Here is a 14,111-nt window from a genome sequence, read left to right as displayed (position 1 = left end):
CGCCACCGTTTCAAAACGGTAACGTTCACTTGCTACCGTTTTCCCGCCACCTGTCCGAGGGGCGCTGCAGCAGGTTCAACCTGTCAGGCTCGGATGGGGCGTTGACCGGCCTTAGGCTGGACACTAAACGCACAACGGCGCCCATTCGCATACATTACGAATGGAGGCTCTTCATGAGCGCTGTTATCACGCCTGCAGATTTTAACGATTACAAAGTTGCCGACATGTCCCTGGCTGCCTGGGGCCGTCGCGAAACCATCATCGCCGAATCGGAAATGCCGGCCCTGATGGGTCTGCGTCGCAAGTACTCCGGCGAACAGCCGTTGAAAGGCGCCAAGATCCTCGGCTGCATCCACATGACCATTCAGACCGCCGTGCTGATCGAAACCCTGGTTGCCCTGGGTGCCGAAGTACGCTGGTCGTCGTGCAACATTTTCTCGACTCAGGATCAGGCTGCTGCCGCTATCGCTGCTGCCGGTATCCCGGTTTTCGCCTGGAAAGGCGAAACTGAAGAAGAGTACGAGTGGTGCCTGGAACAAACCATCCTGAAGGATGGCGCGCCATGGGACGCCAACATGATCCTCGACGACGGCGGCGACCTGACTCAGCTGCTGCACGACAAGTACCCACAAGTACTGGATCGCGTTCACGGCGTGACCGAAGAAACCACCACCGGCGTACACCGTCTGCTGGACATGCTGGCCAAGGGCGAGCTGAAAATCCCGGCCATCAACGTCAACGACTCGGTGACCAAGTCCAAGAACGACAACAAGTACGGCTGCCGTCACAGCCTGAACGACGCGATCAAGCGTGGTACCGACCACCTGCTGTCCGGCAAGCAAGCGCTGGTCATCGGTTACGGTGACGTGGGCAAGGGCTCGGCTCAGTCCCTGCGTCAGGAAGGCATGATCGTTAAAGTCTCCGAAGTTGACCCGATCTGCGCCATGCAAGCGTGCATGGACGGTTTCGAACTGGTTTCGCCGTTCATCGACGGTATCAACGACGGTTCCGAAGCAAGCATCGACAAAGCGCTGCTGGGCAAGATCGACCTGATCGTGACCACCACCGGTAACGTCAATGTTTGCGACGCGAACATGCTCAAAGCCCTGAAGAAGCGCGCTGTTGTCTGCAACATCGGTCACTTCGACAACGAAATCGACACCGCTTTCATGCGCAAGAACTGGGCATGGGAAGAAGTGAAGCCGCAGGTACACAAAATTCACCGTACCGGCCCGGGCGCTTTCGATGCTCAGAACGACGACTACCTGATCCTGCTGGCCGAAGGCCGTCTGGTTAACCTGGGTAACGCTACTGGCCACCCAAGCCGCATCATGGACGGTTCGTTCGCCAACCAGGTTCTGGCGCAGATCTTCCTGTTCGGCCAGAAGTACGCCGACCTGTCGCCAGCCCAGAAAGCCGAGCGCCTGACCGTTGAAGTACTGCCGAAGAAACTCGACGAAGAAGTGGCCCTGGAAATGGTTCGCGGCTTCGGCGGCGTGGTCACCCAACTGACCAAGCAACAGGCTGACTACATCGGCGTGACCGTCGAAGGCCCGTTCAAGCCGCACGCTTACCGCTACTAACAGGCGCTTGCTCGCTCTCCCTGTGGGAGCGAGCCTGCTCGCGAAGGCGTCTCAACATTCAACATCCGTGTTGTCTGACCCGGCGCTTTCGCGAGCAGGCTCGCTCCCACACGGGATTGCAGCGCCTCGAAGGTTCTTGTTTCCAAGGGTATGACCATGTCCCAAGACCGTCGCTACAGCTTCGAGTTCTTCCCGACCAAGACCGATGCTGGGCATGAAAAACTGCTCGCCACTGCCCGTCAGCTGGCCACTTACAACCCCGACTTCTTTTCCTGCACCTATGGCGCTGGTGGTTCGACCCGTGATCGCACCCTCAACACCGTTCTGCAACTGGAAAGCGAAGTCAAAATCCCGGCCGCACCGCATCTGTCGTGCGTCGGCGACAGCAAGGACGACCTGCGCGGCCTGCTGAACGAGTACAAGGCGGCCGGCATCAAGCGCATCGTCGCCCTGCGTGGTGACCTGCCGTCTGGCATGGGCATGACCAGCGGTGAGCTGCGTCACGCCAATGAACTGGTTGAATTCATTCGTGAAGAAACCGGCGATCATTTCCACATCGAAGTTGCCGCTTACCCGGAGATGCATCCACAAGCACGCAACTACGAAGACGATCTGGCCAACTTCGTGCGCAAGGCCCGTGCCGGCGCCGACAGCGCAATCACCCAGTACTTCTTCAACGCCGACAGCTACTTCTATTTCGTCGACCGTTTGCAGGCGCAGGGTGTCGATCTGCCGATCGTTCCGGGGATCATGCCGATCACCAACTACAGCAAACTCGCGCGCTTCTCCGATGCCTGCGGTGCGGAAATCCCGCGCTGGATCCGCAAGCAACTGGAAGCCTACGGCGATGACACTCAGAGCATTCAGCGCTTTGGTGAGCAAGTCGTCAGCGAGATGTGCGAACGCCTGTTGCAGGGCGGCGCACCGGGGCTGCATTTTTATTCCATGAACCAGGCTGAGCCTAGTCTGGCGATCTGGAATAACCTGAAGTTGCCTCGTTGAAGCAGCGGCAAGCTTCAAGCTGAAAGTGACAAGCAAGATCAAGAGATCGCAGCCTTCGGCAGCTCCTACATTGAGATTTCGTATCCCGTGCAGGAGCTGCCGAAGGCTGCGATCTTTTGCGTTTAAAGGCCCGAAACAGAGCTTGTGCAGGCACTTTCTGGCTCTTTCGCGTTTCTCGTCGTAATCTCAAGCCATGCCTTTGATCACGCAGTTATTCGCCGTGCTGGTTTTTGCTTGCCTGAGCTTCGCCGCTCGAGGCGAGAAACTGCGTATTGTCACCGAGCCATGGGCGCCTTACGTCTATGAAGAGAACGGTAAGAACCTCGGACTGGATTACGAAACCACGGCCATCGTCTTCAAGCGACTGGGCATTGAAGTCGAATGGCAATTCCTGCCGTGGAAGCGTTGCCTGTCGATGCTGGAAACCGGTCAGGCCGATGGTGCTCTGGATATCTTTCACAGCGCTGAGCGCGACGCCACCCTGCTCTACCCGAGCGAACCGCTGTCGGACGTCGAGTTCGTGATGTTCTACGCCAACAACCGGCCGCACCCGTTCAGCAAACTCGAAGAACTCAAAGGCCTGACCATCGGCACTTCGCCGGGTTATCTCTATAGCCCCGACTTCAGCGAATCAACATTGTTTACCCGTGAGCCGGCCCCGACCCACGAAGCCAACTTCGGCAAACTGGTGCGCGGTCGCATCGACTTGCTGATCACTGATCGCCGCGTCGGTCAGCATTTGCTCGATGAGCTGAATATTCGCGATCAGATCAGCGAAAACCCTACCGTTATTAGCCGTCAGAGCCAGTTTCTCGCGGTTCGGCGCAATGCCGGCATGGATTTACTGGTGCAGCGGTTTGGCGCCGAGCTCAAACGATTCAAGCGTGAACCGGCTTACGCCGAGCTGAGCGCACGCTACGGCGCCGCACCCGCCGGCAGCCCTTCACTGAACTCAGCCACGGCCAACCGCAAAACCGTTGAGCAGCAGGAAAGCAGCGCGCAGTGATTGCTCTGTTATACTCCGGCGTTCCCGCCAGGCTCACGCCCGGACGCCCGGAACCGTAACAGGCCTCTCGACCCGCTACAGCGCAGCTTTGCAGCCCGCGCGAGCGCTCCAGACGTGCCTTCGGAACCGCAGCAGGACCGGACGGGATTGCGTCCTCTTAAACGCCATTCGCGCCAGGCAAGACTCCCATTGGGCCAAGCCCTAACTAAAACAGGATTACTCATGTCCTTTGCTTCCCTCGGTCTCTCCGAGGCTTTAGTCCGCGCCATCGAAGATGCGGGCTATACCGAGCCTACTCCGGTGCAACAGCGGGCCATTCCCGCCGTGTTGCAAGGTCGCGACCTGATGGTTGCGGCACAGACAGGTACCGGTAAAACCGGCGGTTTCGCCCTTCCGATCCTGGAGCGGTTGTTCCCCAACGGTCACCCGGACAAATCCCAGCGTCATGGCCCGCGCCAACCGCGCGTACTGGTCCTGACCCCGACCCGCGAACTCGCGGCCCAGGTTCACGAGAGCTTCAAGATCTACGCCCGTGACCTGAAATTCGTCAGCGCCTGCATCTTCGGCGGCGTCGGCATGAACCCGCAGGTTCAGGCCATGTCCCGTGGCGTCGACGTGCTCGTTGCCTGCCCGGGTCGTTTGCTCGATCTGTGCGGCCAGGGCAGCGTTGACCTGTCCCACGTGGAAATCCTCGTCCTCGACGAAGCCGACCGCATGCTCGACATGGGTTTTGTGCACGACGTGAAGAAAGTCCTCGCGCGCCTGCCGTCCAAGCGTCAGAACCTGCTGTTCTCGGCGACCTTCTCCAAGGACATCACCGACCTCGCCGGCAAGCTGCTGCACAACCCGGAACGCATCGAAGTGACACCGCCGAACACCACGGTCGAGCGCATCGAACAACGCGTATTCCGTCTGCCGGCCAGCCACAAACGTGCGCTGCTGGCCCACCTGATCACCGCTGGCGCCTGGGAACAGGTGCTGGTGTTCACCCGCACCAAGCACGGCGCCAACCGTCTGGCCGAGTACCTGGACAAGCACGGCCTGCCGGCTGTGGCGATCCACGGTAACAAGAGCCAGAACGCGCGCACCAAAGCGCTGGCCGACTTCAAGGCCAACCAGGTGCGCATCCTGGTTGCCACCGACATCGCCGCACGCGGTCTGGACATCGATCAGTTGCCACACGTGGTCAACTTCGAACTGCCGAACGTCGATGAAGATTACGTGCACCGTATCGGCCGTACGGGCCGTGCCGGTCGTTCGGGCGAGGCGATTTCGCTGGTCGCGCCGGACGAAGAAAAACTGCTGAAAAGCATCGAACGCATGACCAAGCAGAAAATCGCCGACGGCGACCTGATGGGCTTCGATTCGAGCACCATTGAAGCCGAGAAGCCGGAAGTGCGTGAGCGTCCGGACGTGCGCAACCCGCGCAATCCACGTGGCCCACGCGGCGACGGGCCGAATGGCGGCGGCGGTGGCGGCGGTCGTAAAGACAAAGGCAAAGACAAGGGCAAGGAAAAACCGGCCGGTGAACGTGGCGAGCGTCCTGCCCGTCAGCAGAAGCCGCGCGAAGGCACTCCAGCCCGCGAACAGCGCCCGAGCCAACCGCCACGTGCGGCGGCTGATCGTGCACCGGACGAGTTCCTCGACGACGATGTGGATAACTTCGGCAACCGCGTTGACTACGTGCCCAAGCCTGCCCCGGCTGGCGGTCGCGGCCGTCGTCCAGGCGCACCGGCTCAAGGTGCTGGCGCAGGTTCGGGCGCACCACGCGGCGGTCAGTCGCAGGGTCGCCAGAACGGTCCGCGCAACAGCAACGGCTCGAGCACCGGCACCCCGCCAGCCAAACGCAGCGGCGGCCCGCGCAACGGCGCACCGCGTGATGGTCAGTCGGGTCGTCGCGACGATTCCGCCTCGTCCTCGCGCAACCGCCGTCCGGCCCGTGACGATCAGCCACGCAGCGAGCCAGCCGTGCAGAACCCGCGCAGCAACGGCCCGAAGATCATGCACAAGGAATCGAAAGCCGACCGCTTCCCGACGCCTGAGCAGCTCGATCAACTGCCAAGCCGCCCGCGTGGCGAGAAACCAGCCTTGCTGACCCGCAATCGCTGAGTTAACGCCGCCCTAAAAGATGCCCCGCCTCGAAAGAGCCGGGGCATTTTTTTGCCGCAGCGAATACCCCTGAATCACCGCATATCCCCTGTGGGAGCGAGCCTGCTCGCGAAAGCGGTCATTCAGCCAACATCATTACTGACTGAGCCGTCGCCTTCGCGAGCAGGCTCGCTCCCACAGGGGATGTGTGTGTGTGTGGCGGGCAATAAAAAACGCCCCCGGCCTTTCAACCGGGGGCGTTTTTGTGTGGCGGGGCGAAAGTTATTTAACTTTCACGCCTTCCAGCGAGATATCCAGATCCGCAGTTTGCGAGGTAGGACCTGGGCCCTTGATCCCGAAATCGTTCAGGTTGAGGGTGGTCTTGGCGTTGAAGCCAGCACGCTCGCCGCCCCATGGATCCTTGCCCTCGCCATTGAACGTGGCCTTGAAGGTCACCGGCTTGGTCACGCCGTGCAGGGTCAGGTCGCCAGTCACGTCAGCAGTCTTTTCACCGGTCGATTTAACGGCAGTAGAGACGAACTTGGCGTCAGCGAACTCGCCCACGTTCAGGAAGTCTTTGCTGGCGATGTGCTTGTCACGTTCAGCGTGGTTCGACCACAGGCTGGCGGTTTTCACATCAACCGAGATCTTGCTGGCTTCAGGTTTGGCCGAATCCCACGAGAATGTACCGTCGAAGTCTTTGAAAGTACCGTGGATGAAGCTGTAACCCAGGTGGCTGATTTTCCAGTCAACGAAGGCGTGCTGGCCTTCCTTGTCGATTTTGTAATCCGCAGCCATGGCCTGACCAGCCGAGAGCAGTGCAGAACCGATTGCCAGAGCGGCCAGAGTCTTTTTCAACATGCTTTCTTTTCCTTTGAGTCGAGGTTGAACTTCAGGCTTTGCGACCGAGCATTCGTGTCAGGGTCGCATCACGATCGATAAAGTGGTGCTTCAATGCTGCCAACGCATGGAGACCGGAAAAAATTACCAGCGCCCACGCCAGCCAGAGATGAATCACCCCAGCGGTATCTGCCTGATCCGGTAGCCCGGAAACCAGTGCAGGAACTTCAAACAGGCCAAACACCGGGATCCCGACACCGTCTGCGGTGGAAATCAGGTAACCGGCAATCATCACAGCGAACAGCGCCAGATACAGAAACCCGTGGCCAAACTTTGCGCCGATACGGGTCATGCGGCTGTAGCTTTGCAGCGTCGGCGGCGGTGGGCTGATAAAGCGCCAAAGCACCCGTAACACCATCACGGCCAGCAACACCAGGCCGATGCTCTTGTGCAGATCCGGCGCGTCTTTGCGCCAGCTGCTGTAGTAATCCAGCCCGACCATCCACAAGCCCAGCGCGAACAGCCCGAAGACCACCAGCGCCACGCCCCAGTGCATGAAGATGCTGACCCAACCATAGCGCGAAGAAGAGTTACGTAGCTGCATTGCCCAAATCCTGTGAGAACTGCGAACCAAGACTAGCGAGTTATCTATCGAATTAAAGCGGAAAATTTCGCTTTGAAATATCGAGAAATACGATCAAGAGTCTGGAAGTGACGTGTTAAGGAAAGATTAAAGGCGATTACGGCGTGGGACGTCTGGACAAATGATCGTTGCTGAAACTCTCGGGCGCCTGCACAAGCGCAAGCAAAGGTGGCCGAGGGAAACGGCCGAACGGGACAGAGTTATTCAAGTAACCGGCCCTCTATTCATGGCTGATTAATTATGAAGTATCGCCGGCGGTTGCAGACAATCGGCGCTGTAGGGATCTATCTGGCATTTATGCGCGAGCTCTGAACCATAACCACCAGGAAAGAAACGCCCGTTGGAGCAACCGGGAAGTGCAATCAGCAAAAGCATGAGCGTGAACGTTTTCATCAAGTGCCTCCTATTTTTCCCAGCATAGAATTGGCGCCGGGGCACCCGCTATCACCTCACTCTGAGTACTTTGTGGGAAGGTTCCGGTACACAAGTAAGCTCCGTGACCGGATGGCGAAGGACAAAAATGCAGGAAAAAAAAACGCGACCCGAAGGCCGCGTTTTTTATTGAAGCAAAGGCTTACTGCGCCTTGGTCTCAGTGGTTGCCGCTGGCTTGGCCGCTGGCTTCTTCGCCGGCTCAGCCTTTTTTGCTGCCGGTTTCGCCGCAGGCTTTTTCGTCTCGGTTTTAGCCGCAGGCTTCTTCGCCGCTGGCTTGGCTGCCGCTTTCTTCGCTGGCTCAGCTTTCACCGGAGTCGCTGGCTTCGGCGCTTCCACCGGAGCAGGCGCAGGTGCCGGGGTTGGCGCAGGCGCTGGAGCAACCGGAGCTGGAGCAGGCTCTGGCGCCTTCACTGGCTCAGGCTTCTTCTCGTCATCCGAACCGCCAAACAGGTTGCTGAAGAAGTTGCCCTTCTTCGCCGCCACGGCACCCGCCGCGCCTGCCGCTGCTGCAGCCGGCAGCACTTTCGCCGGTTCGAACGATTTGCCCGCCGCCAAGTCTTCAACCTGACTGGCCGCACGCTGGCCGGTGCGCAGTGCGCCTTCCAGCGTGCCCGGGTACAAGGTGTCGGTGTGTTCGCCAGCGAACGTCACGCGTTGCAGCGGACGTTCCCACAGGCGCCAGAACTTGCTGATCTGGCCCGGGCCGTAAGCTAGGTAGGCGCCGCCCATCGACGGGTCGGTGCTGTAGCGACGGATTTCATAACCGGTGAACGAGCCACGGGCCTGTGGATAAAACGCGTGCAGACGAATCAGCACCTGATCGACCATCTGCTTGTCGCCGAACGCCTGCATCACGCGGGCATTGTCGCCGGACAGGTTGATCACCACGTTGGCGCCGCCCTTCAGGGCAGGCTCGATCCACAACATGCCGAGGCCGGTGTTGCTATAGATCTCGCCGGACATGCGCGCCTTGCTTTCCCACACCGGCGTCTTGAACTTCAGCATGATCTGGTCGCGCCAGCCGTAGTTGGTGCCTTTGATCGCGGCCATGTGCTGGGCATCCAGCGCCGGGGTCAAAGCAATCTTGTTCAGTGCACGCAGCGGCACAGCCAGCACAACGTAATCGGCCTGATAGCCAACACTGCCAACCTTGACGGTCACGCCGTCCTTGTCCTGAGTGATCGCGGACACCGGCGAATTGGTCTTGATCGTTTTGATCTGCTTGACGAACGCCTGCGCCAGCACCTGGCTGCCGCCGACCAGACGCGAAGCACGCAGGTCACGGTCGGAGATGCCGCGATACACGCGGTTCTGCTGAGCGAAGTACAGCAGCGACAGACGCGACGGCTCGTCGTAGTGGGTGCGGATGTCCTGGTTGATCAACTGGCGCGCGGTGGCCGGCAGGTTCTGCTTGTCGAGCCAGCTCGACACGGTGATCTGGTCCAGCGCGTGCAGGGTGCTGGTCGCCGCCGGATTCTGCGGGTCGTCGATCGATCGCGCCAGATCGTCGAGGGTTTTCTGATAGCGCTTCAGGGCATCGGCGGTGGCCGGTTGCTTGGTCGCCAGATCGGCGGCAGAGAAATACTCGCCGTCGATCAGGTAGCCCGGGGTCCGCACGAATTCCGGCGCAGGCGTGGTACCGAGCTTGAATGTCGAAACATACTTGTTCAGCACCGGCTGCGTCTTGTCGTTGCCGATCCACTCGCTGGTGGCCATGCCCGAGCGCCCGCCCAGACTCGGTTTGGCTTCCAGCAGGGTGACCTGCCAGCCTTTGTTTTGCAGTTCATAAGCGGCAGTCAGGCCCGACAGGCCGCCGCCGATCACGATTGCAGTTTTATCCTTGGCCAGCGCTGTAACGCTGAACAGCCCCAACATCACCAGCGCACAGGCGCGCAGCCAACCGACAGACATTCAGCGAACTCCGGAAATACACGTAGGAAAAAGCACTTTTGCGGGTCAGACGACCCAAAGAACCGCGAAGAATACGTTAGCCATCAAAACGCCGCCAGCGACGTCTATCGGCTCATACAAAGTAGCTCAATCGACACAATGGGTTGTCCCCACGCGACGCATTGCATAGGCTTGCGCGATTGTTTGCCCGCGCCTGTCGCGAGCCGCCTCGAGGAGACTGTAAATGGGCCTGAATAACCAGTGGATGCAACGCGACCTCGCGGTGTTGTGGCATCCCTGCACCCAGATGAAAGACCACGAACAGCTGCCGCTGATCCCGATCAAGCGCGGTGAAGGCGTCTGGCTCGAAGACTTCGAAGGCAAGCGTTACCTCGATGCTGTCAGCTCGTGGTGGGTCAACGTGTTCGGCCATGCCAACCCGCGGATCAACCAGCGCATCAAGGATCAGGTCGATCAACTCGAGCACGTGATTCTCGCCGGTTTCAGCCATCAGCCAGTGATCGAGCTGTCCGAGCGTCTGGTGAAGATGACCCCGGAAGGCCTGAATCGGGTGTTCTACGCCGATAACGGTTCGTCCTGCATCGAAGTCGCGCTGAAAATGAGCTTTCATTACTGGCTCAATCGCGGCCAACCGAACAAGAAACGCTTCGTCACCCTGACCAACAGCTACCACGGCGAAACCATGGCAGCGATGGCGGTCGGCGACGTACCGCTGTTCACCGAAACCTACAAAGCGCTGCTGATGGACACCATCAAGGTGCCGAGCCCGGATTGCTACGGACGCCCGGAAGGCATGAGTTGGGAAGAACATTCGCGCAACATGTTCGCGGCCATGGAACAGACCTTGGCCGATAATCATGACAGCGTCGCGGCAGTGATTGTCGAGCCGCTGATTCAGGGCGCTGGCGGCATGCGCATGTATCACCCGGTGTATCTGAAATTGCTGCGCGAGGCCTGTGATCGCTACGGCGTGCACCTGATACTCGACGAAATCGCCGTTGGCTTCGGTCGCACCGGAACCATGTTTGCCTGTGAACAGGCTGGCATCCGTCCGGACTTCCTCTGCCTGTCGAAAGCCCTGACCGGCGGCTATCTGCCGCTGGCGGCGTGCCTGACCACCGACGAGGTTTACAGCGCTTTCTACGACGACTATCCGACCCTGCGCGCGTTCCTGCATTCGCACAGCTACACCGGCAACCCGCTGGCGTGCGCGGCGGCACTGGCGACGCTGGATATCTTCGAGCACGACAACGTCATCGAGAACAACAAGGCGCTGGCACAACGCATGGCCTCGGCGACGGCGCATCTGGTCGATCACCCGAACGTTTCCGAAGTGCGCCAGACCGGCATGGTGCTGGCCATCGAGATGGTCAAGGATAAAGCCACCAAAGAGGCCTACCCTTGGCAGGAACGCCGTGGTTTGAAGGTGTTCCAGCATGCGCTGGAGCGTGGCGCGTTGCTGCGTCCGCTGGGCAGCGTGGTGTATTTCCTGCCGCCGTACGTGATCACCCCGGAGCAGATCGACTTCCTCGCCGAAGTGGCTAGCGAAGGCATCGACATTGCTACGCGAGACAGCGTCAGCGTTGCCGTGCCGAAAGACTTCCACCCCGGCTTCCGCGATCCGGGTTGATTCGAAATTTGTGGTGCCCGACCTGCCGCTTTCGCGAGCAGGCTCGCTCCCACAGGGGAATGCATTCCAAATGTGGGAGCGAGCCTGCTCGCGAATGAAGTCGACACCGATCCACCTGATTCACATTTTTCCAGAGACCCGAAATGAGACTGTCCCGCTTCTTTATCGACGCCCCGCTGAGCACTGGCCAACACGAACTGCCGGAAGCCCAGGCGCATTACATCAGCCGCGTGCTGCGCATGGCCGAGGGCGATGCGGTGCAGCTGTTCGACGGTTCCGGCCATGAGTTTCGCGGCGCCCTGCTGGAAGTCGGCAAGAAACGCGTGACCGTACAGATCGACGAGCAATTCGCCGGTCAGATCGAATCGCCGCTGCACATCCATCTCGGCCAGGGCCTGTCCCGTGGTGAGCGCATGGATTGGGCGATTCAGAAAGCCACCGAGCTGGGCGTGAATGAAATTACGCCGATCTTCAGTGACCGCTGCGAGGTGCGCCTCAAGGACGAACGCGCCGACAAACGCCTGCTGCACTGGCGTCAGGTGGCGATCAGCGCGTGCGAGCAATGTGGTCGTTCGCGGGTGCCGGTGATTCATCCGCCGGTGTTGTTGGCAGACTGGATCAAGCAGACCGAAGCGGAGTTGAAACTGGTGTTGCATCCGGTGGCGGAGCCGTTGGTGAGCCATGCCAAACCGGCGACACTGGCGTTCTTGATCGGGCCTGAAGGCGGGTTGACTGACGCCGAAGTTGAGCAAGCCAAGAGCAACGGCTTCCACGCCGCCCGCCTCGGACCGCGGGTGCTGCGCACTGAAACTGCGCCGGTGGTTGCACTGGCGGTGGCCCAGCAGCTTTGGGGTGATTTCTAAGGCCCCTTCGCGAGCAAGCTCGCTCCCACATTGGATCTAGGGTGTTCACAAAATCTGTGTTCACTGGATATCTACTGTGGGAGCGAGCCTGCTCGCGAAAGCGGTGTATCAGCCAACATCAGCATCAGCTCTACTGACGCCTTCGCGAGCAGGCTCGCTCCCACAGGGGATTGGGGATGATTCGGTTTAGAGGACATAAAACAGAATCGCCACAAAGTGCAGCAAGCTCCCGGCAATCACGAACAGATGCCAGATCCCATGCGCATGCCGCAACCGGTGATCGAGGGCAAAAAAGATAATCCCCACTGTGTACAAAACCCCGCCCGACGCCAGCCAGGCAAACCCTGTGGTGCCCAGCGCCGCAATCAACGGCTTGACCGCCACCAACACAATCCAGCCCATCACCGCGTAAATCACGATCGACAGAATCCGCGCCTCCGAACGCGGTTTGATCTCTTGGAGGATGCCGATAAGCGCAAGCCCCCAGACAATCCCGAACAACGTCCAGCCCCACGGCCCGCGCAGGGTCACCAGGCAGAACGGCGTGTAGCTGCCGGCAATCAACAGGTAGATCGAAAAGTGATCGACCTTCTTCATGATCGCTTTCTTGCGCCCGCGCACGCTGTGGTACACGGTCGAGGCGCTGTAAAGCACCAGCAGGGTGAAAGCGTAAATCGCCACACTGACAATCTTCCACGGGCTGCCGTCCAGGCAGGCAATCACCAACATCCACACGCCACCAATAAATGCCGCCACCGCCCCGACCAGATGAGTCCAGGCGTTCAATCGTTCTCCGTGATACATGTATTGCTCACCTCACATTCGTTACCGCAGCGCGCAAGGCTCGGGCCTTGAGCGTAAAAGCGCAATGTTTCTGTTCAACACCAGCCTGCACACATCGTGGTAATTGGGCACAATCGGCCGATACCAAAAAGAGTCCGCGCCATGCTGATCGACGAAGAATTGACCCTGAAAAAACTCGAGGTGTTCCTCGCCTTCATGCGCACCGGCAACCTCGCCCGCGCCGCCGCCGAGTTGCAGACCAGCAACGTCAGCGTGCACCGCGCCATTCATTCGCTGGAAAGCGCCCTGCGCTGCCCGCTGTTCAAACACGAAGGCCGCAACCTGACGCCGCTGGAAAGTGCTTATGTACTCGAAGAGCGCGCGCAGAAGCTGATCAATGACGTCGTCGAAAGCGTGCGCCTGACCCGCGAAGCCGCCGGGTTCTCGGCTGAACGCTTCAAACTCGGCTCCCTGTATTCGCTGACGGTGAAAACCGTACCGCAACTGATCATGGGCCTGAAGATTCGCCGCAGCGAACTCAACATCGACCTGATCCTCGGCTCGAACATCGACCTGCTCTACAAGCTGAAAAACATGGAAGTCGACGCGATTCTGGTGTCGCTGGACGACAGCATCAACGACCCGGATTGCGAGCAGATTGCGTTGTTCTCCGACGACATCTTCCTCGCTACCCCGGCGGATTCGAAGTTTGCTCAGCGCAGTGAAGTCGATCTGGCAGAGGTGCGCGATGAAACTTTCATCACCCTGACTCAGGGCTTTGCCACGCATCAGGATGGCGTGCGGGTGTTCAAGCAGGCGGGGTTTGAGCCGAAGGTGGCGATGCAGGTGAATGACATCTTCACGCTGCTGAGCATGGTCAGTTCGGGGGTGGGTTATGCGTTGCTGCCGGGACGGATTGCGGCGGTGTATGAAAACCGGGTGAAGCTGATTCCGTTGCAGGAGAAATATCGGTTGCAGCAGCACATTGGGGTGGTGTTTTTGAAGGCCAAGGAGAGGGATCCGAATTTGCTGGCGCTGTTGGCGGAGTGTCGGATGTATGCGAATCGGCAGTTGGTGGATTAACAGCAGATCAAGAGCCTACCCCCTCACCCCAGCCCTCTCCCCCAAGGGGGCGAGGGGGAAAGGGAGCAGATCTTCGTGGGTTTCAAGATCTGAGCTCGACTCAGGACTTTCAGGTCGATGTATAACGCCAAAACAACGCGATCAGTCCCCTCTCCGCCAAATGGTAGAGGGGGAAAGGGAGCAGATCGGGGAGATTTCAAGACCTGAGTTCGACTCGGAAATTTCAGGTCGGCGTAGCTCCAACAT

12 protein-coding genes and 1 riboswitch are annotated in these 14,111 nt (G+C 59.5%); of the genes, 7 read left to right on the top strand and 5 right to left on the bottom strand.

Annotated elements, in window-relative coordinates; genetic code table 11:
• Window positions 1-50: 50 nt before the first annotated feature.
• Window positions 51-150: riboswitch (S-adenosyl-L-homocysteine riboswitch) on the top strand.
• Window positions 151-173: 23 nt separating this feature from the next.
• The 4 genes from ahcY (at window position 174) to ACOYXJ_RS11565 (ending at window position 5,700) form a co-directional block, all read left to right on the top strand.
• Entirely contained in the window at window positions 174-1,583 is a 1,410-nt protein-coding gene (gene ahcY / locus ACOYXJ_RS11580; protein WP_116028382.1) for an adenosylhomocysteinase, read from the top strand.
• Between the two features lie 156 nt (window positions 1,584-1,739).
• A complete protein-coding gene (gene metF / locus ACOYXJ_RS11575) occupies window positions 1,740-2,585 on the top strand; it encodes a methylenetetrahydrofolate reductase [NAD(P)H] (RefSeq protein ID WP_007913720.1) in 846 nt (281 codons plus the stop codon).
• A 193-nt stretch (window positions 2,586-2,778) separates the two neighbouring features.
• Window positions 2,779-3,591 carry a substrate-binding periplasmic protein gene (locus ACOYXJ_RS11570; RefSeq protein WP_460369538.1) on the top strand — a complete coding sequence of 271 codons (813 nt, stop codon included), beginning with the start codon at window positions 2,779-2,781 and terminating at the stop codon, window positions 3,589-3,591.
• A 222-nt stretch (window positions 3,592-3,813) separates the two neighbouring features.
• On the top strand, window positions 3,814-5,700 hold the full coding sequence (locus ACOYXJ_RS11565; protein WP_034153634.1) for a DEAD/DEAH box helicase: 1,887 nt from the start codon (window positions 3,814-3,816) through the stop codon (window positions 5,698-5,700).
• A 261-nt stretch (window positions 5,701-5,961) separates the two neighbouring features.
• Here ACOYXJ_RS11565 and ACOYXJ_RS11560 read toward each other — a convergent pair whose 3' ends face one another.
• The 4 genes from ACOYXJ_RS11560 to ACOYXJ_RS11545 all read right to left on the bottom strand — a co-directional run bounded on the left by ACOYXJ_RS11560 (window position 5,962) and on the right by ACOYXJ_RS11545 (window position 9,506).
• Window positions 5,962-6,540 carry a YceI family protein gene (locus ACOYXJ_RS11560; protein ID WP_460369536.1) on the bottom strand — a complete coding sequence of 193 codons (579 nt, stop codon included), beginning with the start codon at window positions 6,538-6,540 and terminating at the stop codon, window positions 5,962-5,964.
• Window positions 6,541-6,571: 31 nt separating this feature from the next.
• Window positions 6,572-7,123, bottom strand: coding sequence for a cytochrome b (locus ACOYXJ_RS11555; RefSeq protein WP_460369534.1), 552 nt, complete (start codon window positions 7,121-7,123; stop codon window positions 6,572-6,574).
• 273 nt (window positions 7,124-7,396) lie between these two features.
• Window positions 7,397-7,555 carry a hypothetical protein gene (locus ACOYXJ_RS11550; protein ID WP_191622624.1) on the bottom strand — a complete coding sequence of 53 codons (159 nt, stop codon included), beginning with the start codon at window positions 7,553-7,555 and terminating at the stop codon, window positions 7,397-7,399.
• A 181-nt stretch (window positions 7,556-7,736) separates the two neighbouring features.
• Window positions 7,737-9,506, bottom strand: a complete 1,770-nt coding sequence (locus ACOYXJ_RS11545) for a flavin monoamine oxidase family protein (RefSeq protein ID WP_460369532.1) — start codon at window positions 9,504-9,506, stop codon at window positions 7,737-7,739.
• Between the two features lie 223 nt (window positions 9,507-9,729).
• On the opposite strand from ACOYXJ_RS11545, the gene ACOYXJ_RS11540 reads away from it, so the two are divergent.
• Window positions 9,730-11,136, top strand: a complete 1,407-nt coding sequence (locus ACOYXJ_RS11540; RefSeq protein ID WP_460369530.1) for an adenosylmethionine--8-amino-7-oxononanoate transaminase — start codon at window positions 9,730-9,732, stop codon at window positions 11,134-11,136.
• A gap of 143 nt (window positions 11,137-11,279) precedes the next feature.
• The gene (locus ACOYXJ_RS11535) at window positions 11,280-11,999 is read left to right on the top strand and encodes a 16S rRNA (uracil(1498)-N(3))-methyltransferase (RefSeq protein ID WP_460369527.1); all 720 of its coding nucleotides are present in this window, start codon (window positions 11,280-11,282) and stop codon (window positions 11,997-11,999) included.
• 186 nt (window positions 12,000-12,185) lie between these two features.
• On the opposite strand, the gene trhA is transcribed toward ACOYXJ_RS11535, so the two are convergent.
• Complete coding sequence (trhA, locus tag ACOYXJ_RS11530) at window positions 12,186-12,803, bottom strand: PAQR family membrane homeostasis protein TrhA (RefSeq protein WP_038358773.1); 618 nt, start codon at window positions 12,801-12,803, stop codon at window positions 12,186-12,188.
• Between the two features lie 141 nt (window positions 12,804-12,944).
• Here trhA and ACOYXJ_RS11525 point away from each other — a divergent pair, with 141 nt between their 5' ends.
• On the top strand, window positions 12,945-13,865 hold the full coding sequence (locus ACOYXJ_RS11525) for a LysR family transcriptional regulator (RefSeq protein WP_460369525.1): 921 nt from the start codon (window positions 12,945-12,947) through the stop codon (window positions 13,863-13,865).
• Window positions 13,866-14,111 lie beyond the last annotated feature (246 nt).

It is taken from the genome of Pseudomonas sp. Tul2A7 (assembly GCF_054790505.1).
The sequence above is the reverse complement of the archived record's forward strand: the minus strand, read 5'-3'. Positions and strand labels throughout refer to the sequence as shown.